19 protein-coding genes are annotated in these 19,209 nt (G+C 72.8%); 14 read left to right on the top strand and 5 right to left on the bottom strand.

All coding sequences use genetic code 11. The annotated features are described in order from the left end of the window. Positions 1 to 12: 12 nt before the first annotated feature. Both ACFWEJ_RS07870 and ACFWEJ_RS07865 read right to left on the bottom strand, forming a co-directional pair. Positions 13 to 726, bottom strand: coding sequence for a hypothetical protein (locus tag ACFWEJ_RS07870; RefSeq protein ID WP_377228639.1), 714 nt, complete (start codon positions 724 to 726; stop codon positions 13 to 15). Then, a complete protein-coding gene (locus tag ACFWEJ_RS07865; protein WP_377228638.1) occupies positions 723 to 1,604 on the bottom strand; it encodes a hypothetical protein in 882 nt (293 codons plus the stop codon). The genes ACFWEJ_RS07870 and ACFWEJ_RS07865 overlap by 4 nt, the downstream gene beginning before the upstream one ends. 43 nt (positions 1,605 to 1,647) lie before the next feature. Here ACFWEJ_RS07865 and hrpB point away from each other — a divergent pair, with 43 nt between their 5' ends. Continuing rightward, a complete protein-coding gene (gene hrpB, locus ACFWEJ_RS07860; protein WP_377228637.1) occupies positions 1,648 to 4,197 on the top strand; it encodes an ATP-dependent helicase HrpB in 2,550 nt (849 codons plus the stop codon). 60 nt (positions 4,198 to 4,257) lie between these two features. Here the strand turns inward: hrpB and ACFWEJ_RS07855 are convergent, their stop codons facing one another. The 3 genes from ACFWEJ_RS07855 to ACFWEJ_RS07845 are packed head-to-tail and all read right to left on the bottom strand — an operon-like array spanning position 4,258 to position 7,298. After that, entirely contained in the window at positions 4,258 to 5,751 is a 1,494-nt protein-coding gene (locus ACFWEJ_RS07855) for a tripartite tricarboxylate transporter permease (RefSeq protein WP_377228636.1), read from the bottom strand. A 12-nt stretch (positions 5,752 to 5,763) separates the two neighbouring features. Continuing rightward, the gene (locus ACFWEJ_RS07850; RefSeq protein WP_377228635.1) at positions 5,764 to 6,243 is read right to left on the bottom strand and encodes a tripartite tricarboxylate transporter TctB family protein; all 480 of its coding nucleotides are present in this window, start codon (positions 6,241 to 6,243) and stop codon (positions 5,764 to 5,766) included. Continuing rightward, on the bottom strand, positions 6,240 to 7,298 hold the full coding sequence (locus ACFWEJ_RS07845; protein WP_377228634.1) for a Bug family tripartite tricarboxylate transporter substrate binding protein: 1,059 nt from the start codon (positions 7,296 to 7,298) through the stop codon (positions 6,240 to 6,242). Before ACFWEJ_RS07845 ends, ACFWEJ_RS07850 begins: the two co-directional genes overlap by 4 nt. A 126-nt stretch (positions 7,299 to 7,424) precedes the next feature. Here ACFWEJ_RS07845 and tcuA point away from each other — a divergent pair, with 126 nt between their 5' ends. From tcuA to secF, 13 genes are all read left to right on the top strand, one after another. Next, the gene (gene tcuA / locus ACFWEJ_RS07840; protein WP_377228633.1) at positions 7,425 to 8,909 is read left to right on the top strand and encodes an FAD-dependent tricarballylate dehydrogenase TcuA; all 1,485 of its coding nucleotides are present in this window, start codon (positions 7,425 to 7,427) and stop codon (positions 8,907 to 8,909) included. Positions 8,910 to 9,009: 100 nt separating this feature from the next. Continuing rightward, positions 9,010 to 9,708 (top strand): GntR family transcriptional regulator, encoded by a 699-nt coding sequence (locus ACFWEJ_RS07835; RefSeq protein ID WP_377228632.1) that lies wholly within the window; start codon positions 9,010 to 9,012, stop codon positions 9,706 to 9,708. Next, a complete protein-coding gene (locus ACFWEJ_RS07830) occupies positions 9,705 to 10,277 on the top strand; it encodes an NUDIX hydrolase (protein WP_377228631.1) in 573 nt (190 codons plus the stop codon). The genes ACFWEJ_RS07835 and ACFWEJ_RS07830 overlap by 4 nt, the downstream gene beginning before the upstream one ends. 249 nt (positions 10,278 to 10,526) lie before the next feature. Further along, positions 10,527 to 11,033, top strand: a complete 507-nt coding sequence (locus ACFWEJ_RS07825) for an Abi family protein (protein ID WP_377228630.1) — start codon at positions 10,527 to 10,529, stop codon at positions 11,031 to 11,033. Further along, positions 10,957 to 11,502, top strand: a complete 546-nt coding sequence (locus ACFWEJ_RS07820; protein WP_377228629.1) for an Abi family protein — start codon at positions 10,957 to 10,959, stop codon at positions 11,500 to 11,502. Before ACFWEJ_RS07825 ends, ACFWEJ_RS07820 begins: the two co-directional genes overlap by 77 nt. Before the next feature lie 108 nt (positions 11,503 to 11,610). Then, positions 11,611 to 12,246 carry a pyridoxal 5'-phosphate synthase glutaminase subunit PdxT gene (gene pdxT / locus ACFWEJ_RS07815; RefSeq protein ID WP_036963115.1) on the top strand — a complete coding sequence of 212 codons (636 nt, stop codon included), beginning with the start codon at positions 11,611 to 11,613 and terminating at the stop codon, positions 12,244 to 12,246. 69 nt (positions 12,247 to 12,315) lie between these two features. Next, positions 12,316 to 13,077 (top strand): YebC/PmpR family DNA-binding transcriptional regulator, encoded by a 762-nt coding sequence (locus ACFWEJ_RS07810; RefSeq protein WP_036963114.1) that lies wholly within the window; start codon positions 12,316 to 12,318, stop codon positions 13,075 to 13,077. Positions 13,078 to 13,134: 57 nt separating this feature from the next. Beyond that, a complete protein-coding gene (gene ruvC, locus ACFWEJ_RS07805) occupies positions 13,135 to 13,701 on the top strand; it encodes a crossover junction endodeoxyribonuclease RuvC (protein WP_182616973.1) in 567 nt (188 codons plus the stop codon). Between the two features lie 102 nt (positions 13,702 to 13,803). Continuing rightward, on the top strand, positions 13,804 to 14,430 hold the full coding sequence (gene ruvA, locus ACFWEJ_RS07800) for a Holliday junction branch migration protein RuvA (RefSeq protein ID WP_377228628.1): 627 nt from the start codon (positions 13,804 to 13,806) through the stop codon (positions 14,428 to 14,430). Beyond that, positions 14,423 to 15,514 (top strand): Holliday junction branch migration DNA helicase RuvB, encoded by a 1,092-nt coding sequence (gene ruvB / locus ACFWEJ_RS07795; protein WP_377228627.1) that lies wholly within the window; start codon positions 14,423 to 14,425, stop codon positions 15,512 to 15,514. The genes ruvA and ruvB overlap by 8 nt, the downstream gene beginning before the upstream one ends. Before the next feature lie 139 nt (positions 15,515 to 15,653). Next, positions 15,654 to 16,085: a preprotein translocase subunit YajC gene (gene yajC, locus ACFWEJ_RS07790; RefSeq protein WP_377228649.1), complete on the top strand. Its 432-nt coding sequence runs from the start codon at positions 15,654 to 15,656 to the stop codon at positions 16,083 to 16,085. An 81-nt stretch (positions 16,086 to 16,166) separates the two neighbouring features. After that, positions 16,167 to 18,059: a protein translocase subunit SecD gene (secD, locus tag ACFWEJ_RS07785; RefSeq protein WP_377228626.1), complete on the top strand. Its 1,893-nt coding sequence runs from the start codon at positions 16,167 to 16,169 to the stop codon at positions 18,057 to 18,059. Beyond that, complete coding sequence (gene secF / locus ACFWEJ_RS07780) at positions 18,059 to 19,150, top strand: protein translocase subunit SecF (protein ID WP_377228625.1); 1,092 nt, start codon at positions 18,059 to 18,061, stop codon at positions 19,148 to 19,150. Before secD ends, secF begins: the two co-directional genes overlap by 1 nt. Positions 19,151 to 19,209 lie beyond the last annotated feature (59 nt).

Here is a 19,209-nt window from a genome sequence, read left to right as displayed (position 1 = left end):
CGCGGACCGGGGTCAGCCCACCGGGACGATCCCGGTCCGTCCCTCCCAGGCGCCGTGCTCCGCGAGCGGGCGGAACCGGAAGGTCGCGAACTCGTGGTGGAAGTCACGCCGCCGCCGTTCGACCATGGCGTCCACGTGCCGTCGGTCCGCGGGCGCCGCACGGGGCGCGTGGGCGGCGCGGCCGTGCACCATCGACTCCATCTCGCGCACGGTGCGCCACACGGAGAACGTGGAGATCGTGCCCGGCGGCCGGAAACCGGCCAGGGCGAGCGTCGTGCCGGGGTGGTCGCGCACCTGACGTTCGACGGGCTTGCCCCACCGCAGGAACCGGGGCACCTCGGGCAGGCGCATCCGTGCGACGGTCACCGCGACCACGGGTTCTTCCTGGTCCCAGTCGCCGGTGCGGGCGGCCAGGCCCGGTAGGGCCGCCAGCCGGGACCATCGGCGCAGGTACTCCAGCCGGACGTGCCAGCCGGTCGCCAGGTGCCGGCCGAGGACGTCGTCGGCCAGGAAGCGGTCGACGGCGTCCTCGTCGCGCCACTGCGCGAAGACCGCGATCCGCCGCAGCTGCAGCCGGTCCGGGGAGACGGTGGGCGCCCCCAGGCGCATGAGCGCCAGGCACTCCGCGTGGTCCAGCCCGGGCGTGGTGGTGCCCGACGGCGCTCGCAGCAGCGCGCGGGCCGTCACGGCGGCCGGCAGCTCGGCGAGGTGGAAGGTGTGCATCATCGGGCGCGCTCCGTCTCGTCGCGGTCCATCTTGTAGTGCAGGCGCATCATCCAGGTGCGCCACATCCGCAGCTCGTGGTCCGTGCGCAGCACGCCGTACGGGTCGACGTACAGGCGGAACGTCTCGTGGAGCGGGACACGCGCCGCGAAGTCCCGCCCGCCGTCGCGCGCGACGACGTACGCGCCGTCCTGCCCGAACCGGCCCGCGGGCGACTCCAGGACGAGCCCGCCCTCGGCGGTGACGGCCGGGCGCAGGAACACCTGGACGTTGCCGGACTCGAGCGGGAACGCCACGTGCACGCTCGGCTGCGCGCTGCCCGGGAGCCGACGCGCCGAGTAGCAGCCGCTGAACACGTAGCGGCCCGACGGCCGGAGCGTCCGCAGCCACGCGGCGCCCACTTGCTGGCCGTCCCCGTCCCGGATCACGCGGACCCTGCTGTCCATCCCGTGCGCGACGTCGAGCGGGCGCATCGGGAGGGACAGCTGCTCGATCCGGCGGGCGAACAGCCGGGCGACCAGCTCGCCGGCGAGCCAGAACAGCGGTGACCATCCGGACCACACCTCCATGTGCCAGGCGGCGGTGTGCTCGTAGAAGTCGCGGATCCGGGGATCCAGCCGGGACGCGTCGAACCCGGGACCGTCGAGCACCGACATCGCGGGGAGCAGGCCAGGTGCGGGGCCGGCCGGGGAGCCGGTGGGCGCCGTGTCGTCCTCGACCGTGCCGCCATGGTGTGCGGCCTCGGCGGCGAGCCAGCCGTCCCCGACGGTGGAGGAGCTGCTCACCGGGGCGCGCAACCAGGAGTGTTCGCCGGCGAGGTCGACGGGCCTGCCGACCAGTCGCCAGAACTTCCGGGACCCGAGGTCCAGCAGATGGTTCACGAGAACGCATTGTTGCAGGGTGTCCGTCGGTTACGGTCGGGGCGTGCTGCTGCCTGATCTGTCGACGCCGGGGGCGGACCTGCCCGTCCGGGCCGTCCTGCCCGCCACGGTCGACGCCGTGCGGTCGAGCGGTACCGCGGTGCTGGTCGCGCCGCCCGGATCGGGCAAGACCTCGTTGCTGCCGCTCGCGCTGGCCGACGCACTCGGGGGCACGGTCGTCGTCGCCGAGCCGCGCAGGATGGCGACCCGCGCTGCGGCGGCCCGGCTGGCGACGCTCGTCGGCGAGCCGCTCGGGCAGCGGGTCGGCTACGCGATGCGGGGTGAGCGCAGCGGCGGCGCCGGACTCCGCGTCGAGGTCGTGACGACGGGGCTCCTCGTGCGGCGTCTGCAGCGGGACCCGGAGCTGCCGGGCGTCTCCGCGATCGTGATCGACGAGTGCCACGAGCGGCACCTCGACGCCGACCTGCTGCTCGCGCTCGCGATCGACGTCCGGGCCAACCTTCGGGAGGACCTGGCGCTCGTCGCGACGTCGGCCACGGCGGACACGGTCCGGCTGAGCCGCGCGCTGGGCACGGACGTCCCGGCGCCCGTGGTCACCGCGTCCGCCGCGCTGTTCGACGTGGCGGTCGAGTGGGCCCCGCCGCCGGTCCCCGCCCCGCTGCTGCCCGGCGGGCGGGTCGACCCGCGCCTGCTGGACCACGTCGCGGCCGTCGTCCGGCGCGCGCTGGCCGAGAACGAGGGCGACGTGCTCGTGTTCGTGCCCGGCGAGGCCGAGATCAACGGCGTGACCCGCCGGCTGGCCGGCGAGAACGTGCTGCCCCTGTTCGGCCGGCAGTCGAGGGCCGAGCAGGACCGCGCGCTGGCGCCGTCCGCCACGCGCCGGATCGTGGTCACGACGTCGGTCGCGGAGAGCTCGCTGACCGTCCCGGGCGTCCGGGTGGTGGTGGACTCGGGCCTCGCCCGGGAGCCACGGACCGACCAGTCCCGGGGGCTCGGCACGCTGGTCACCTGCCGGGTCTCGCGGTCGTCGGCCGACCAGCGGGCGGGGCGCGCCGGGCGGGAGGCGCCGGGCCGGGTCTACCGGTGCTGGTCCGCGACCGACCACGGCCGGCTCGACGACCATCCGGCGCCGGAGATCGCGATCGCCGACCTCGCGTCCTTCGCCCTCGACCTCGCGGCGTGGGGCGCGCCCGCCGGGGCGGGCCTGACCCTGCTCGACGCGCCACCGGCGCCGGCGCTGACCGCGGCCACCGAGCTGCTGGGCCGGATCGGCGCCGTGGACGACGCCGGCCGGATCACGGAGCGGGGCCGGCGGATGGCGGCGGTCGGCGCGCATCCCCGCCTGGCCCGCGCGTTGCTTGACGGCGCGCCGCGGGTCGGCGCCGACCGGGCGCGCGAGGTCGTCGCGCTGCTCTCGGACGACTCCGGCCGCGGCGACGACCTGCCCGCCCGCTGGCGGGCCCTGCGCCGGGGCGAGGACCGCGCGGCCACGGCCCGCTGGCGGGAGGAGGCGAAGCGCCTGGGCCGGGGCACGACGACGGGCGCCGGTGCGACGACCGGCGGCGCGCCGGTCGGCTCAGACGGCCCGGCGGACGGCTCGGCGACGCGCGGGGTGCCCGACGATCTCGCGGTGGGGATCGTGGTGGGGCTGGCGTACCCGGAGCGGATCGCACGGGCCCGAGGGGCCGGCTCGGCGACCTACCAGATGTCCGGCGGCACGGGCGCCGCGCTGGACCCGCAGTCGCCGCTGCGGTCCACGACCTGGCTGGCGATCGCGGTCGCCGACCGGGCGCCTGGCCGCGCCGACGCCCGGATCCGGTCCGCGGTGCCGATCGACGAGGCCACGGCGCGGGACGTCGCGGGCGACCTCGTGACGACCACCGACCAGATCCGCTGGGACGGCGGCCGGGTCGTGACGCGACGCGTCGAGGCGCTCGGCGCGATCGTCCTGGGCGACGTCCCGCTGGCGAAGCCCGACCCGCTGCTGGTTCAGGCGGCCGTCCGCGACGGCATCCGGCGCGAGGGCCTGTCCGTGCTGCGCTGGTCGGAGGCCGCACTCGCCCTGCGGGAGCGGCTCGCGTTCTGCCACGCCCACCTCGGCGCCCCGTGGCCAGCGGTCGACGACGACGCGCTGCTGGCCGGGCTCGACGACTGGCTGGGCACCGAGCTCGCCGCGGTGCGGGGCGCGCGCGACCTCGCCCGGATCGACGTGACGTCGGCCCTGAGGCGCCTGCTGCCCTGGCCCGCGGCCGCGCGGTTCGACGAGCTCGCCCCGGAACGGCTCCGGGTCCCGTCGGGCTCGCAGGTGCGGCTCACGTACGACGGCGTCGAGCCGCCCGTCCTCGCGGTGAAGCTGCAGGAGGTGTTCGGCTGGACCACCACCCCGGCCGTCGCGGACGGTCGCGTCCCCGTCGTCCTTCACCTGCTGTCGCCCGCCGGACGCCCGACTGCGATCACGAGCGACCTCGCCTCGTTCTGGAAGCAGGGCTACCCCCAGGTCCGGGCCGACCTCCGGGCCCGCTACCCCCGTCACCCGTGGCCGGAGGACCCGCTCACGGCGGCCCCGACCAAGCGGACGAAGCCGCGCGGGTGAGCCGTGCCGCCCGAGAGGCCCCGCGGACGCCGTGTCCGCGGGGCCGCTCCGACCCTGCTCTCACACGCGGGTGGCCCGCCTCTTGAGCCGGCCGATCACGACCGGCACCACCAGCCCGAGCGCGGCGACCACCCACAGCACGATGCTGAGCGTGCTGTCGAACAGCACGGCCGGGTCGCCCTCGGAGATGAGCAGCGCGCGCTGGAGCTGCTTCTCGAACAGCGGCCCCAGGATCAGCCCGACGATCGCCGGCGCGACGGGCACGTCGGCCATCGCCATCAGCACGCCCAGCGCCCCGATCACGTAGAGCACCATCAGGTCCGCCAGTCCGCCGCCGGAGGCGAGCGCGCCGAGCGTGGCGAAGACCAGGATGCCCGCGTAGATGCCGTACGCCGGGATCTGCAGCATCTTGGCCCAGACCCGGGCGAGCGGAAGGTTCAGCACGAGCAGCATCAGGTTGCCGATGAACAGCGACGCCAGCAGCGCGTAGACCAGCGGTCCGGACTCGCTGAAGAGCTGCGGGCCGGGCTGCAGCCCGTAGGCCTGGAACGCCGTCAGGATCACGGCCGCCGTGGCGGACGTGGGCAGCCCGATGGTGAGCAGCGGCACCAGCACGCCGGCGGCGGCGGCGTTGTTGGCCGCCTCCGGTCCGGCGACGCCCTCGATGGCGCCGTGCCCGAACTCGTCCTTGTGCTTGGAGAGGTTCTTCTCCGTGGCGTACGACAGGAACGTGGGGATCTCGGCGCCGCCCGCGGGCAGCGCGCCGATCGGGAAGCCGAAGGCGGTGCCGCGCAGCCAGGCCGGCCACGACCGCCGCCAGTCCTCGCGGGACATCACCGCGCGGCCCTTGAGCGGTGTCACCGTGCCGCCGCCACCGCCCCGCAAGGCGTGCGCGAAGACCTCGCCGATGGCGAAGAGCGCGATCACGACCACGACGACGTCGATGCCGTCCAGCAGGCTCGGCAGCCCGAACGTCAGGCGGGCCTGCCCGCTCTGCGACTCGATCCCGACCAGGCCGATCGTCAGGCCGATGACCAGCGAGGCGAAGCCCTTGAGCGGCGAGGCGCCCAGGAGGCTCGCGACGGTGACGAAGGCGATGGCCATCATCGCCACGTAGTCGGCGGGCGTGAAGCTCACCGCGAGGTCCGCGAAGGGCTGCGCCACGAACGTCAGCAGGACCGTCGCGATGGTCCCGGCCACGAACGATCCGATGGCCGCCGTCGCGAGGGCCGACGCCGCCCGCCCGGCCTTGGCCATCTTGTTGCCCTCCATGGCCGCGACCATCGAGGCGGACTCGCCGGGCGTGTTCAGCAGGATCGCCGACGTCGAGCCGCCGTACATCCCGCCGTAGTAGACGCCGGCGAAGAGGATGAGCGCGCCGGTCGGTTCGAGCCGGAACGTCAGCGGCAGCAGCAGCGCCACCGTGAGGGCAGGCCCGATCCCGGGCAGCACGCCGACGGCGGTGCCGATGGTGACGCCGAGGAGGGCCCAGAGCAGGTTGGCCGGGGTGGCGGCGTCGGCGAAGCCGTCCAGCAGCAGGGTGAAGGATTCCATGTCAGGCCTTTCCTAGAAGCCCCACGGGCCCGCGGGCAGGGAGATGCCGATGACCACGTCGAAGACGAGGAAGACGACCACCGCCACGCACCAGCCGTAGGCGTACGAGCGCAGCCGGGCCGGCGCCCCGAGGACGACGGCGACGGTGCCGAAGAGCAGGGTGGCCGAGACCACGTACCCCAGGTACGGGGCGACGACCGCGAACGCGACCAGGACCGCCAGCAGCACCGCGGCGCGCTTCCAGTCCTGCGGCGAGGTCTGGGGGTCGTCGCGCCACGCGCCGAGGTCCCGCGCCGACCTCAGGGCCACGAGCGCGCCGACGACGACGAGCAGCGCGCTGATCACCCAGGGCATGGTCGCCGGCCCGATCACGTGGTCGCCGTTGTCGAGCCGCACGGCCTGCACGAGGACGACGAGGCCGAGCACAACCATGAGCCCGCCGAGGATGACGCTCGCCAGGGCGGTACGCCGCCGGTCCGTCCCGCCCGTCATCGGGCACCGCTCAGGCCGAGCTCGTCGATGATCTGCGTGGTGCGCACGATCTCGTCGTCGAGGAACTCCTCGAACTCGGGTCCGGCCAGGGCGACGTCGCCCCAGCCCTCGCGCCGGACGGTGGCCTGCCACTCGTCGGTCTCGGTCATGGCCATCACGAGGTCCTCCAGGGCCTGTTCCTGCTCGGTGGTGATGCCGGCCGGGGCGACGACGCCCCGCCAGTTGGTGAGCTCCACGTCGATGCCGGACTCGCGCAGCGTCGGCACGTCGGGCAGCAGCTCCACGCGCTCCGCGCTGGAGACCGCCAGCGGCCGCATCTGCCCGGCGTCGATCTGCGCCTTGATCTCGGAGATCCCGGAGATGCCGGCGACGGCGCTGCCCGACAGCAGCGTCGCGACGGCCTCGCCGCCGCCCGAGTGCGCGATGTAGTTGACGTCGCCGGGGTCCAGCCCGAGGTCCTTGGCGACGAGCCCCGCGAGGATCTGCTCGGTCCCGCCCGCGGAGCCGCCCGCGAACGAGACGGACGGCAGCCGCTCGCGCATCCGGTCGGCGAGGTCGTCCATGGTCTCGATGTCCGACGCGGCCGGTACCACGATCACCTGGCTGTCGGTGGTGAGCCGGGCCAGGGGAGTGACGTCGGCGAGCGTGTTGGCCGAGCCGTTGGCGGCGATCGCGCCGACCATGATCAGCCCGGTGGTCATGAGCTGATGGCTCTGCCCGTCGAGCTGGGCGAACTGGCTGAGCCCGATCGTGCCGCCCGCGCCGCCCACGTTGTAGACCTCGGTGCGGCCGGCGAGCTCCTGCAGCGCCGCCTGCATCGCGCGGGAGGTCTGGTCCCAGCCGCCGCCCGGGTCGGCGGGCGCCATGATCTTGAGCTGCTGGTCGCCCAGCGCCTGGTCGGCGACGTCCGAGGTGCCGCCGCGCGTGACCGTCACGGTCACGAGCACCACGGCGAGCACGGCGGCGACGACGTACGGCAGGGGGCCGCGGGCGCGGCGGGGTCGCTCGCCGGACGGCGCGGCGCGCTCTTCGTCCGGTGCGGGTGGTGGGGGCATGACTGACCCTTCTCCATGGTCGGGAACGACGGTGATCACAACCTTGCATGCCTTTGTATACAGACGTATTCTGCCGAGCACAACCGTGGGTGGGCGTCGGAACGCCCTGAGACGCGAGGAGCGCGCATGCCGGAACAGCTGGATTCGTACGACGTCGTCGTGGTCGGCGGGGGCAACGCGGGGCACAGCGCCGCGCTGTCCGCGGCCGAACGCGGACGACGGGTGCTGCTGCTGGAGAAGGGGGTCCGCGGCGAGCACGGCGGCAACTCCTTCTACACCGCGGGCGCCATGCGGGTGACGCACGGCGACGTCGCCTCCGTCCGCGACCTGGTGGACGACGACGACCGCCTCGACACCTCGACGCTGCCGCCCTACACGCGCGAGGACTACCTGTCCGACATGGCCCGCGTGACCGGCGGCGCCAACGACCCGGACCTCACCGAACGGCTCGTCGACGACAGCGAGGACACGATGCGCTGGCTCAAGGGCCACGGGCTGCGCTTCCGGCTGATGTACGAGCGCCAGGCCTACCTCAGCGAGCGCGGGGCCGACGCGGGCCGCCACGTGTTCTGGGGTGGGCTCGCGATAGGCAGCACCGGCGGCGGCAAGGGCCTCGTGGAACAGCACGAGGCGGCGGCCGCCGCGGCCGGCGTCGTGGTCCGCTACGGCTGCGCCGCCACCGCCCTGGTGACCGAGGGCGACCGCGTCGTCGGCCTGCGGTACGTGGACGCCGACGGCACCGAGGCGGAGCTGCGGGCCGAGTCCGTGGTCCTCGCCGCCGGCGGCTTCGAGGCCGACGCCGACATGCGGCGCGAGCACCTCGGCGAGGGCTGGCAGCGGGCCAAGGTGCGGGGCACTCCGCTGAACACCGGCGACATGCTGCGGGCGGCGCTCGCGATCGGTGCCCAGGCCTACGGCGACTGGTCGACGTGCCACTCCGTCGCGTGGGACGCGGGCGCGGACGACGTCGGCGACCGGACGGTGACCAACCAGCTCACCCGCGGCGGCTACCCGCTCGGCGTCGTCGTCAACCGGGACGGCGCGCGGTTCCTCGACGAGGGGGCCGACTACCGGAACTACACGTACGCGAAGTACGGGGCGCGGATCCTGGCTCAGCCCGGGGGCGTCGCCTACCAGATCTTCGACGCCACGACGCGGCCGATGCTGCGCTCGGAGGAGTACGACGCGGCCGGAACCTCCGTGGTGACGGCCGACAGCGTCGAGAAGCTCGCGGCCGCCCTCGGCATCGATGAGACCGCGCTGGCCACCACCGTGGGCGACTTCAACGCCGCGATCGACCGGTCGGTGCCGTTCGACGCCGCGGTCAAGGACGGGCGGCGCGCGGACGTCGAGCCGCCGAAGAGCAACTGGGCGGTCCCCGTGGAGACCGCGCCGTACTATGCATTCCCTGTGACCTGCGGGATCACGTTCACGTTCGGCGGCCTCCGGGCGGACACCGACGGGCGTGTCCTGAGAGAATCGGGTGCGCCGATCGACGGGCTGTTCGTCTGCGGCGAGATGCTCGGCGGCCTGTTCAGCGGGAACTATCCCGGGGGCACCGGCCTCGTGTCGGGCGCCGTGTTCGGCCGGCGGGCGGGCCGGCTCGCCTGAGGGCGGGCGCCGGCCGGGTGGCCTGGCCGGCGTCCGGCCGCGCGGGTGGGGCAGGTCGAGCAGTCGGGCAGTTCGGTCCAGCAGAGTGGGAGGAGCGTCGGTGACGAAGGAGCAGCGCGGCAAGGTGGACGCCTCGGCGATCTACGACGGCCTGCGCGCCGACATCCAGGACGGGACCCTCCGGCCCGGTGACCCCGTGCGCGAGGTGGCGGTCGCCGAACGGTTCGGCGTCTCGCGCACGCCCGTGCGGGAGGCGCTGAGCCGGCTGGAGCACGACCGGCTGCTGACGTCGTCGTCGCGCGGGCTCGTGGTGCGCGCCGTCGAGGCGGACGAGGTGATCCAGATCTACAACGTCCGCATCCTGCTGGAGGGCGAGACCGCCGCCGAGGCGGCGCAGAGCCGCACGGAGGCCGACCTGCTGCGGCTGGAGTCCCTCCTGGAGCGGGACCGCTCGCTCCAGGACCCGGACGACGCCGCGCGCGCCCTGACCAACATCGAGTTCCACGAGGCGATCTGGACGGCCACGCACAACCCCGTGCTCCAGGACATCCTGCGCCGGCTCACCGTGCACCTGGTCCGCACCCCGCACTCGACGCTGTCGGTCCCGGGGCGCTGGGCGGAGGCGCTCGACGAGCACGCGGCCCTGATCGACGCCGTCCGACGGCGGGACGCGGGCGCCGCCCGTGCGCTCGCGTCCGCGCACATGACCAGGGCGCGGGAGATCCGCCTCGACCTGCTGCGGCGCCACGTCGTGACGGCGCTGCACACCGGACCCCAGCACGAGGAGCACACCGCATGACGGGTCACCTGCCCGAGACCGCCGGCGGGCCCGGCACCACCTCCCTCGGGGACGACTGGGTGCCGGGGCCCGACGGCGTCCGCGAGCGCTCGGCGGCGCGCGTCATCGTGCTGGACGACGCCGGCCGGGTGCTCGTGATGCGCGGGCACGACGTGAACCAGCCTGAGCGGTCCTGGTGGTTCACGGTGGGCGGCGGGATCGACGCGGGGGAGACGCCGGAGCAGGCCGCGCTGCGCGAGACGCGCGAGGAGGTGGGCCTCGAGCTCGCCGCGGGCGACCTTGTGGGACCGGTGCTCACGCGGACGGGCATCTTCGACTTCTTCGCCGAGACGTGCCGGCAGTACGAGGTGTTCTACCTCGTGCGGATCCCGGACGCCGTGGAGGTCACGGCCGACGGCTGGACCGACGCCGAGCGCGAGCTGCTCGACGAGATGGCCTGGCTGACGGCGGCAGAGCTGCGCGCGCAGCCGCTGGAGGTCTTCCCGCCGGAGCTGCCCGACGTCGTCGACCACCTGGTGGCCGGCTGGAACGGCGAGGTCCGCCACCTGGGCGAGCAGTTCGACGACTGAGGCCGCCGAGCCGGCGGTGCGCGCGTTGCGTCGCGCCCCAGCCCCCCGTAGAATTCAGGCAACACGACCGGTCCCTCTGATCGCCCAGCGATCACGGGCCGGTCTTCATTTGTCTTCGTGCTCGGCAATCACGCTTTCGCCTAGAGGATTTGCGAAGGCGCTCCTATCCTCGGGAGCCAGTGAGCGGGATCTTCCAGGTCCCAGCAACTGCTCAAGGCCTCAACCGGCCGCACATCTCGAGGAAGCGCCATGTCCCAGTATCTGAAGCCACACCTGTCGATCCCCCAGCAGGAAGCCTTGCTGAGACGACGCGGCATGCGGCTCGACGGCGCGTCGTGCGTGTTCGCGCTGGGCCAGATCGGCTATCACCGCCTCAGCGGCTACTGGTATCCCTACCGCGCCATCGACCAGGCGGCTTCGTCGCTCCACGGCCGCCCCGTGCGCACCGCGGACGTCGTCGCGGCCACGGACCTGGACCAGGTGCTTCGGGTGTACGAGTTCGATCGTCGGCTCAAGCTTCTGACTATGGACGCCGTCGAGCGGGTCGAGGTGGCGATCCGGGTGAGGGTGACCGATGCTCTGGGCCGTCGCGGGCCGTTCGCGCATCTCGATCCCCGGCATCTCGAGGCGCGTTTCTCCGCGTCCGGTCAGGGCAGGGCCGTCGCGGCACGCGAGCTGGGTGGCGAAGCTTCGAGCACACCAGGCTCGTTCGAGCGAGGAGTACGTCGCGCACTACGGTCGGAAGTACGGAGGTGACCTGCCGATCTGGGCGGCTCTGGAGGTCGTGGACTTCGGCGCCCTCTCGGTGCTCTTCCAGGGACTCAAGCGGCGTGACCGTGACGAGATCGCCCGCCAGCTCGACGTCGTCGACCCGACCGGTGCCGGCGACGGGGCGGTCCTCGCCAACTGGCTGAGGACCTTGAACATCGCCCGGAACACCTGTGCCCACCATGCGCGGCTCTGGAACCGGCACTTCACGGACACGGTGCGTGTGTCGGCGCTCCAGGGGATCAAGGGGCTCAAGCACCTCGCCGGGCTGGAGCACCGTGATCGCGCTCGGCTCTATCCAGCGCTGATGGTGCTGTGCTTCCTGATGGACAAGGTCTCGGCGGACGGCGCCTGGAAGGCCGACCTGATGAGCCTGCTCTCCGCCTTCCCTGCGGACGGGGTGGTCTCGCTGGCCGACATGGGAGTCCCGGCCGACTGGGCTGACCTGATGCCGTAGCGGAGCGGACCAACAGGACGCGGGCGGCTCGTCTGTCGCCCTTTTTCCTGCTGGGGCACAACCCGTGACGTCCCAGGTCGGTCGGCTGCCGCCGTAAGATGGACGGTTGTGAGCAACCCGACCATCGGTGTCCTGGCCCTGCAGGGTGACGTCCGCGAGCACCTGGCCGCCCTCGAGTCCGTCGGGGCGCACGGCGTGACCGTGCGCCGGCCGGGGGAGCTGGCCGCGGTCGACGGGCTCGTGCTGCCCGGCGGGGAGTCGACGACGATCGACAAGCTGCTGCGCATCTTCGAGCTGCGCGACCTGTTGCAGGCCCGCATCAAGGAGGGGCTGCCGGTGTACGGCTCGTGCGCGGGGATGATCCTGCTCGCCGACCGGATCCTGGACGGGACCGCCGACCAGCAGACCGTCGGCGGCATGGACGTGGTCGTGCGGCGCAACGCCTTCGGGCGGCAGGTCGACTCGTTCGAGACCGACCTCGACTTCGCAGGGATCTCCGACGTCGACGACGGCGGGCCGGTGCGTACCGCGTTCATCCGCGCCCCCTGGATCGAGGAGGCCGGGCCCGAGGTCGAGGTGCTGTCCCGCATCCCGGCTGTGGATACACAAGGCCGTCCTGTGGCGGCCGCCGGTAGGATTGTTGCAGCACGGCAGGGGTCGCTGCTCGCCACCGCCTTCCACCCTGAGATCACGGGGGACGCGCGCGTGCACGGGCTGTTCGTCAGCATGGTCGCGGGCGGCTGAGCGGTACCCTCGCCGCCGTTCCACAGCAATTGATAAGAGCCGTCAAAAAGCAAGGAGTCAGGTAGAGGCATGTCAGGTCACTCCAAGTGGGCCACGACCAAGCACAAGAAGGCCGCGATCGACGCCAAGCGTGGCAAGCTCTTCGCGAAGCTGATCAAGAACATCGAGGTCGCGGCGCGGACGGGCGGCGGCGACCTCGCCGGTAACCCGACGCTGTTCGACGCGGTCCAGAAGGCGAAGAAGTCGTCGGTCCCGAACGACAACATCGACCGCGCGCTGAAGCGCGGTTCGGGCGAGGGCGCCGACGCCGTCGACTACCAGACGATCATGTACGAGGGCTACGGCACCAACGGCATCGCCGTCCTGGTCGAGTGCCTCACCGACAACAAGAACCGGGCCGCCTCCGAGGTGCGCCTCGCGTTCTCCCGGAACGGCGGCAACCTGGCCGACCCGGGCTCGGTGTCGTACCTGTTCTCCCGCAAGGGCCTGATCGTGGTGCCGAAGGCCGACGGCGTGGGCGAGGACGAGGTCATGCTCGCCGCGCTCGACGCCGGCGCCGAGGACGTCACCGACCAGGGCGAGGTCATCGAGGTCCTCACCGAGGCGACCGACCTGGTGTCCGTGCGTACGGCCATCCAGGAGGCCGGCATCGAGTACGACTCGGCCGACGTGATCTTCCACCCCTCCATGCAGGTCGAGGTGGACGTCGAGGGCGCCCGCAAGATCATGCGCCTCATCGACGCGCTCGAGGACAGCGACGACGTGCAGAACGTCTACGCCAACTTCGACGCGAGCGACGAGGTCATGGCCGCGCTCGACGAGGAGGAGTAAGCAGGTCCCCGGCCGCGTCCGCGCGGGCAGCGGAACCGCACGTGAGAGGGTTTCTTCGTGCGCGTTCTCGGTGTTGATCCAGGTCTGACCAGGTGCGGCGTGGGCGTCGTCGACTCGCTGCCCGGGCGACGGGCCCGGATGGTCGCGGTCGGGGTGATCCGCTCGGACGCGGACCTGTCCACCGACCTGCGGCTGCTCAAGATCGCCGAGGGCCTCGACGCGTGGCTGGACGAGCACGTGCCCGACGTCGTCGCCGTCGAGCGGGTCTTCGCCCAGCACAACGTCGGCACGGTGATGGGGACCGCCCAGGCGGCCGGCCTGGCCATGCTGGGCGCGGCCCGCCGCGGCGTGCCCGTCGCGCTGCACACGCCGTCGGAGGTCAAGGCAGCCGTGACCGGGTCGGGGCGCGCCGACAAGGCGCAGGTGACGACGATGATCACCCGCATCCTCGACCTCGACGAGCCCCCGCGGCCCGCTGACGCCGCCGACGCGCTCGCGCTCGCCGTCTGCCACCTGTGGCGCCCCGCCGGGGCCCTGCAGGGCGGCGACCGGCACGAGCTCACGCCCGCGCAGCGCGCCTGGGCCGCGGCCGAGCAGGCCGCCAAGCAGCGTCCCCGCCGCTGACGGCGTGCCTCCCCGGACACCTCCCGCCGCTTGTTAGGCTCCTCGCACTGACGTTCGATACCGGCTCGACGAGCCGGGCCGGCAGGCAAGGAGGGGGAGCCCGTGATCGCCTCGCTGACGGGGACCGTGGCCCACGTGGGTCTGGACCGCGCGGTGGTCGACGTCGGCGGCGTCGGCTACCTGGTGCACGCCACGCCCACCACCCTGGCCACGCTGCGCGTCGGAGAGACCGCCGGTGTCGCCACGAGCATGGTGGTCCGCGAGGACTCGATGACGCTGTACGGGTTCGGCGACCCCGACGAGCGGGACGTGTTCGAGGTGGTGCAGACCGTCTCCGGCGTCGGGCCCCGTTTGGCGCTCGCGATGCTCGCGGTGCACACCCCGGACGCCCTGCGCCGCGCGGTCGCCGGCGAGGACCTCGCCGCGCTGACCCGGGTGCCCGGCATCGGCCGCAAGGGCGCCCAGCGCATCGTGCTGGAGCTCGGCGACCGGCTGGGACCGCCGTCCGGCCTCGCGCCGGCCGAGGCCGCGCGCAGCGCCGCCGCGGGCGCCACCGACCACTCCGAGCGCGTCGTCGAGGCCCTCGCGGGCCTCGGCTGGCCCGCCAAGCAGGCCGACGACGCCGTGGCGAAGGTGCTCGCCGAGGCGGGCGCCGACTCCGTGGCGGCCGACGAGGTCGCCTCGACGCTGCGCGCGGCCCTGCGCGTGCTGGGAGGCCACCGTGGCTGAGGTCTCGACCGAGACGGAGGGCGGCGGCCGGATCGTCGCCCCGAGCGCCGACGAGATCGAGCGGGCCGCCGAGGCCGCGCTGCGCCCCAAGCGGCTCGACGACTTCGTGGGCCAGCGCATCGTGCGCGACCAGCTCTCCCTGGTGCTGCAGGCCGCGATGGCGCGTGGCAACCCGCCCGACCACGTGCTCCTGTCCGGCCCGCCCGGGCTCGGCAAGACGACGCTGGCCATGATCATCGCGGGCGAGCTCGAGTCGCACATGCGGCTCACCAGCGGCCCCGCCATCCAGCACGCGGGCGACCTCGCCGCCGTCCTGTCCTCCCTGGAGGAGGGCGACGTGCTGTTCATCGACGAGATCCACCGCCTCGCGCGCCCCGCCGAGGAGCTGCTCTATGTCGCCATGGAGGACTTCCGGGTCGACGTCGTGGTCGGCAAGGGCGCGGGCGCGTCCGCGATCCCGCTCGCGCTGCCACGGTTCACCGTGGTCGGCGCCACCACGCGCTCCGGCCTGCTGCCCGCGCCGCTGCGCGACCGCTTCGGCTTCACCGGGCACATGGACTACTACACACCCCAGGAGCTGGAGCGGGTCATCCTGCGCTCCGCCGGGCTGCTCGGCGTGCACCTCGACCACGCCGCCGCGCACGAGATCGCCGGCCGCTCCCGGGGCACGCCCCGCATCGCCAACCGGCTGCTGCGCCGTGTGCGCGACTGGGCACAGGTGCGGGGCGACGGCCGGCTCGACCTGAACGCCGCGCGGGCGGCCCTGGAGGTCTACGAGGTCGACCTCATCGGCCTCGACCGCCTCGACCGCGCGGTGCTCACCGCCCTGTGCACCCGGTTCGGCGGCGGGCCCGTGGGCCTGTCCACGCTCGCCATGACCGTGGGCGAGGAGGCCGAGACCGTCGAGACCGTCGCCGAGCCGTACCTCGTCCGCGAGGGACTGGTCGGGCGCACCCCGCGCGGCCGCGTCGCGACCCTCGCAGCCTGGGAGCACCTCGGCCTCACCCCGCCCGCGCAGGCGCCCGGAGCCGCACCCGGCAGCGCGACCGGCACCACCGGCCCGGGAACTTTGCTCGACCCCTGACGTTGTCCTTGTGGCGCCCCTACTGCGGGCAGCCCGGGGATCCGCGCCCGAGCACTACACTGGTTGGGATCCTCGTCGTGCGCCACGAACGTGCGCAGCACATCCGACACAGCAATCGAACAGGGACCTCACCGTGGAAATGCTCATTCTCGTCGCGATCCTCCTCGTGGCGATGTTCTTCATGTCCTCCCGTACCCGCAAGCAGCAGCGCGCGGCAGCGGAGTTCCGGAACAACCTCACGGTCGGGGCCAAGGTCATGACCGCCTCAGGGATGATCGGGACCGTCGTCGAGGTGGACGACGCGAACGACCAGGTGACCATCGAGTCCGTCCCCGGCAGCCAGACCACCTGGCTCCGCGCCGCCATCTCCAAGCAGGTCGAGGAGCCCGTCGCCGACGACGCGGACACCGACAACACGGCAGATGAGGCCGACGTCACAGCAAAGAGCGAAACGGGAAGTACGATCAGCCCCGACGCGACCGACGTCCCCGACGATCTGTCTGGCCTCGACACCGCCCAGCGCGAGTACCGGGAGCAGCAGCGACGGGACGCCGACGCAGACGGCAAGTGACGGCCGCGCCGTCCGGTGACCCCGGACGGCGCCGAACCCGCGCCGGACGTACCCCGGCGCGCACACGAGAAGAGACAGACGTTGGCGACTGACACCCGGCGCTCGCGGCCGGTTCGCACGATCGTGCTCCTGACGATCCTGACGATCCTGCTGCCCTTCGGCGCCCTCTTGGCAGGTTGGCAGCTCGACGGAAAGTCGAGCGACAATCCGGACGGCGCGAGCCTCGCACCCGGTCTGGCCCTCGACCTCCAGGGCGGCACCCAGGTCATCCTGAAGGCCGTCACCTCGGACGGCTCCGAGATCACCCCGGAGGCGATGGAAGAGGCCATCGGCGTGATCCGGCAGCGGGTGGACGCCAACGGCGTGACCGAGGCCGAGATCGCCAGCCAGGGCGACAACCAGATCGTGGTCGAGATCCCGGGCAAGGTGGACGACGAGACCGTCGCCCTGATCTCCAAGGCCGCGCAGATGAAGTTCCGCCCGGTCCTGGCCATCGGCAACCCGGTCCCGACGGCGCAGCCCTCGGCGAGCCCGTCGGCCTCCGCGGACGGCACGGGCGAGGACGCCCAGGCCGACGGCGGCGACGCGGCCGCGGCGGACGAGCCCACCAAGAAGGAGCTCGCCGAGCAGGACGCGGCCATCAAGGCGGCCACCGACCCGTCCGACCTGGCCCAGATCACGCCGTCGGTCCAGGCCGAGTACGACGCGCTGGACTGCACCGACCCCAAGAACCTCGAGGGCGGCGGCGGGGACAACCCCGACCGGCTGCTCGTCACGTGCGACCAGACCGGCGCGGCCAAGTACATCCTGGGCCCCGTCGAGGTGGACGGCACCAACCTGACCAGCGCGTCGTCGGGCCTCATGCCCGGCGCGAACGGGACGGTCACCAACGAGTGGGGCGTCAACCTCAACTTCAACTCGCAGGGCACCAAGGAGTTCCGTGAGACCACGGAGCGCCTGGTGAACCTGGAGCAGCCGCGCAACCAGTTCGCCATCGTGCTGGACGGCCTCGTCGTCTCGGCGCCGAGCACGAACGTCGCGATCACCAACGGCCAGGCGCAGATCTCCGGCTCCTTCACGCAGCAGTCGGCCGCCACGCTGGCCAACCAGCTCAGCTTCGGCTCGCTGCCGCTGACCTTCCAGGTCGACGGACAGAACCAGATCTCCGCCACGCTCGGTTCCGAGCAGCTCCAGCGCGGCCTGTTCGCCGGCCTCATCGGCCTCGCGCTCGTCGTCGTCTACTCGCTGTTCCAGTACCGTGCGCTCGGCCTGCTCACCGTGGCCTCGCTGGTCGTGGCCGGCGCCATGACCTACGTGGTGATCGCGCTCCTGAGCTGGGGCATGGGCTACCGCCTTTCCCTGCCGGGTGTCGCGGGTCTGATCGTGGCCATCGGCTTCACCGCGGACTCGTTCATCGTGTACTTCGAACGTATCCGGGACGAGCTACGCGACGGCAGATCCCTGCGCCTGGCGGTCCAGCGGGGCTGGGTCCGTGCGCGCCGCACGATCTACGCCGCGAAGGCCGTGAACCTGCTGTCGGCCGTGATCCTGTACTTCATGACCGTCGGCGGTGTGCGCGGCTTCGCGTTCACCCTGGGCCTGACCACGATCATCGACGTCATGGTGGTCATCTGGTTCACGCACCCGATGATGGAGCTGCTCGCCAAGGTGCCGTTCTTCCGTGACGGGCACAAGGCCTCCGGCCTGTCCGCCGACCGCATCGAGGTGACGCCGCGGTACCGGGGCGCCGGCCGGCTGTCCGGCGGGAAGCCCGACGCGACGACGGACGTCCCCGACTTCGGCACCGCCGAGCCCGACCGGGAGCTGGTCACGGCGCAGTCCGTGACCCCGGCGCCGCGCACCGGCGAGGACGGCCGCAGGATGACGATCGCGGAGCGGCGTGCCGCCGAGCGCAAGGCTGCCGCAGGGTCCGCAGACGCGACCCAGCAGGCTCAGAACGAGGAGAACAGCTGATGGCGCGGGGTGGCTTCGCTCAGTGGGGTAACGACCTCTACACCGGTCGTCGGTCGTACCCGATCGTCCAGCGCCGTCGGCTCTGGTACTCGATCGTCGCGCTCTTCTCGGCGGCGTCGGTCCTCGTGCTGGTCTTCCAGGGCCTGAACCTCGGCATCGACTTCCGCGGTGGCTCCGAGTTCACGGTCTCCGGTGCGTCGACCACGGACGAGGACGTCGCGATCGAGGCGGTCGCGACGGTGGCTCCCGGCGAGGAGCCCCACATCAGCCAGGTCGGCGCGAACGCCGTCCGCGTCCAGGTCTCGCAGCTCGACGCCGAGCAGACCGACCAGGTCGGCCAGGCCCTCGCCGACGCCTATGGCGTCGACGTCGGCGAGGTCACGTCGAACTTCATCGGCCCGACCTGGGGCCAGTCCGTGAGCATGCGGGCCCTGTGGGGCACCGTCGCGTTCGTGCTGGCGGCCGCGGTCTTCATGGCGATCTACTTCCGCGCCTGGCGGATGTCGGTGGCGGCCGTCGTCGCGATGCTCACCGACGTGCTGGTCTCGGCCGGCGTGTACGCGGTGATCGGCTGGGAGGTCACGCCGTCGACGATCATCGGCTTCCTGACCATCCTGGGCTTCTCGCTGTACGACAAGATGGTCGTCTTCGACAAGGTGCGTGAGAACACCGCCTCGGTGACCGAGCAGACCCGCAGCACCTACGCCGAGCGGGCCAACCTCGCGGTGAACCAGACCCTGGTCCGGTCCATCAACACCTCCGTGGTGGCGCTGCTGCCCGTCGCGGGCATCCTCTTCGTGGGTGGCTTCCTGCTGGGCGCCGGCACGCTGAAGGACATCTCGCTGTCGCTGTTCGTCGGTATCGCCGCGGGCGCGCTGTCGTCGCTCTTCTTCGCGACGCCGCTCGACGTGACGCTGCGGGAGCGCGAGCCCAAGATCGCGGCCCACACCAAGAAGGTCATGGACCTGCGCGCGGGTCTCGTGGCCGAGGGTGCGGACGAGAGCGTGCTGGCCGCTGCCGCGTCCGGTTCGGCCCAGCTTGTCCCTGGTCACCACCAGGGACAGGCCGCTCAGCCCAGGCGTCGCCGGTAGGCTCACGCCTCGTGGCAGACGACATGACCGACGTCGCCCTCTCCGGCCTGGTGCCGGAG

Origin of the sequence: Promicromonospora sp. NPDC060204, assembly GCF_042728455.1 — a bacterium.
Classification (GTDB): domain Bacteria; phylum Actinomycetota; class Actinomycetes; order Actinomycetales; family Cellulomonadaceae; genus Promicromonospora.
This window is presented reverse-complemented; position numbering and strand designations above follow the sequence as displayed.

Excerpts from the sequence above, each read along its gene's own strand:
- ACFWEJ_RS07870 (WP_377228639.1), bottom strand. The coding sequence starts at position 726 with ATGATGCACACCTTCCACCTCGCCGAGCTGCCGGCCGCCGTGACGGCC.
- ACFWEJ_RS07855 (WP_377228636.1), bottom strand. The coding sequence starts at position 5,751 with ATGGAATCCTTCACCCTGCTGCTGGACGGCTTCGCCGACGCCGCCACC.
- ACFWEJ_RS07850 (WP_377228635.1), bottom strand. The coding sequence starts at position 6,243 with ATGACGGGCGGGACGGACCGGCGGCGTACCGCCCTGGCGAGCGTCATC.
- ACFWEJ_RS07845 (WP_377228634.1), bottom strand. The coding sequence starts at position 7,298 with ATGCCCCCACCACCCGCACCGGACGAAGAGCGCGCCGCGCCGTCCGGC.
- tcuA (WP_377228633.1), top strand. The coding sequence starts at position 7,425 with ATGCCGGAACAGCTGGATTCGTACGACGTCGTCGTGGTCGGCGGGGGC.
- ACFWEJ_RS07830 (WP_377228631.1), top strand. The coding sequence starts at position 9,705 with ATGACGGGTCACCTGCCCGAGACCGCCGGCGGGCCCGGCACCACCTCC.
- ACFWEJ_RS07825 (WP_377228630.1), top strand. The coding sequence starts at position 10,527 with ATGTCCCAGTATCTGAAGCCACACCTGTCGATCCCCCAGCAGGAAGCC.
- ACFWEJ_RS07810 (WP_036963114.1), top strand. The coding sequence starts at position 12,316 with ATGTCAGGTCACTCCAAGTGGGCCACGACCAAGCACAAGAAGGCCGCG.
- yajC (WP_377228649.1), top strand. The coding sequence starts at position 15,654 with ATGCTCATTCTCGTCGCGATCCTCCTCGTGGCGATGTTCTTCATGTCC.
- secF (WP_377228625.1), top strand. The coding sequence starts at position 18,059 with ATGGCGCGGGGTGGCTTCGCTCAGTGGGGTAACGACCTCTACACCGGT.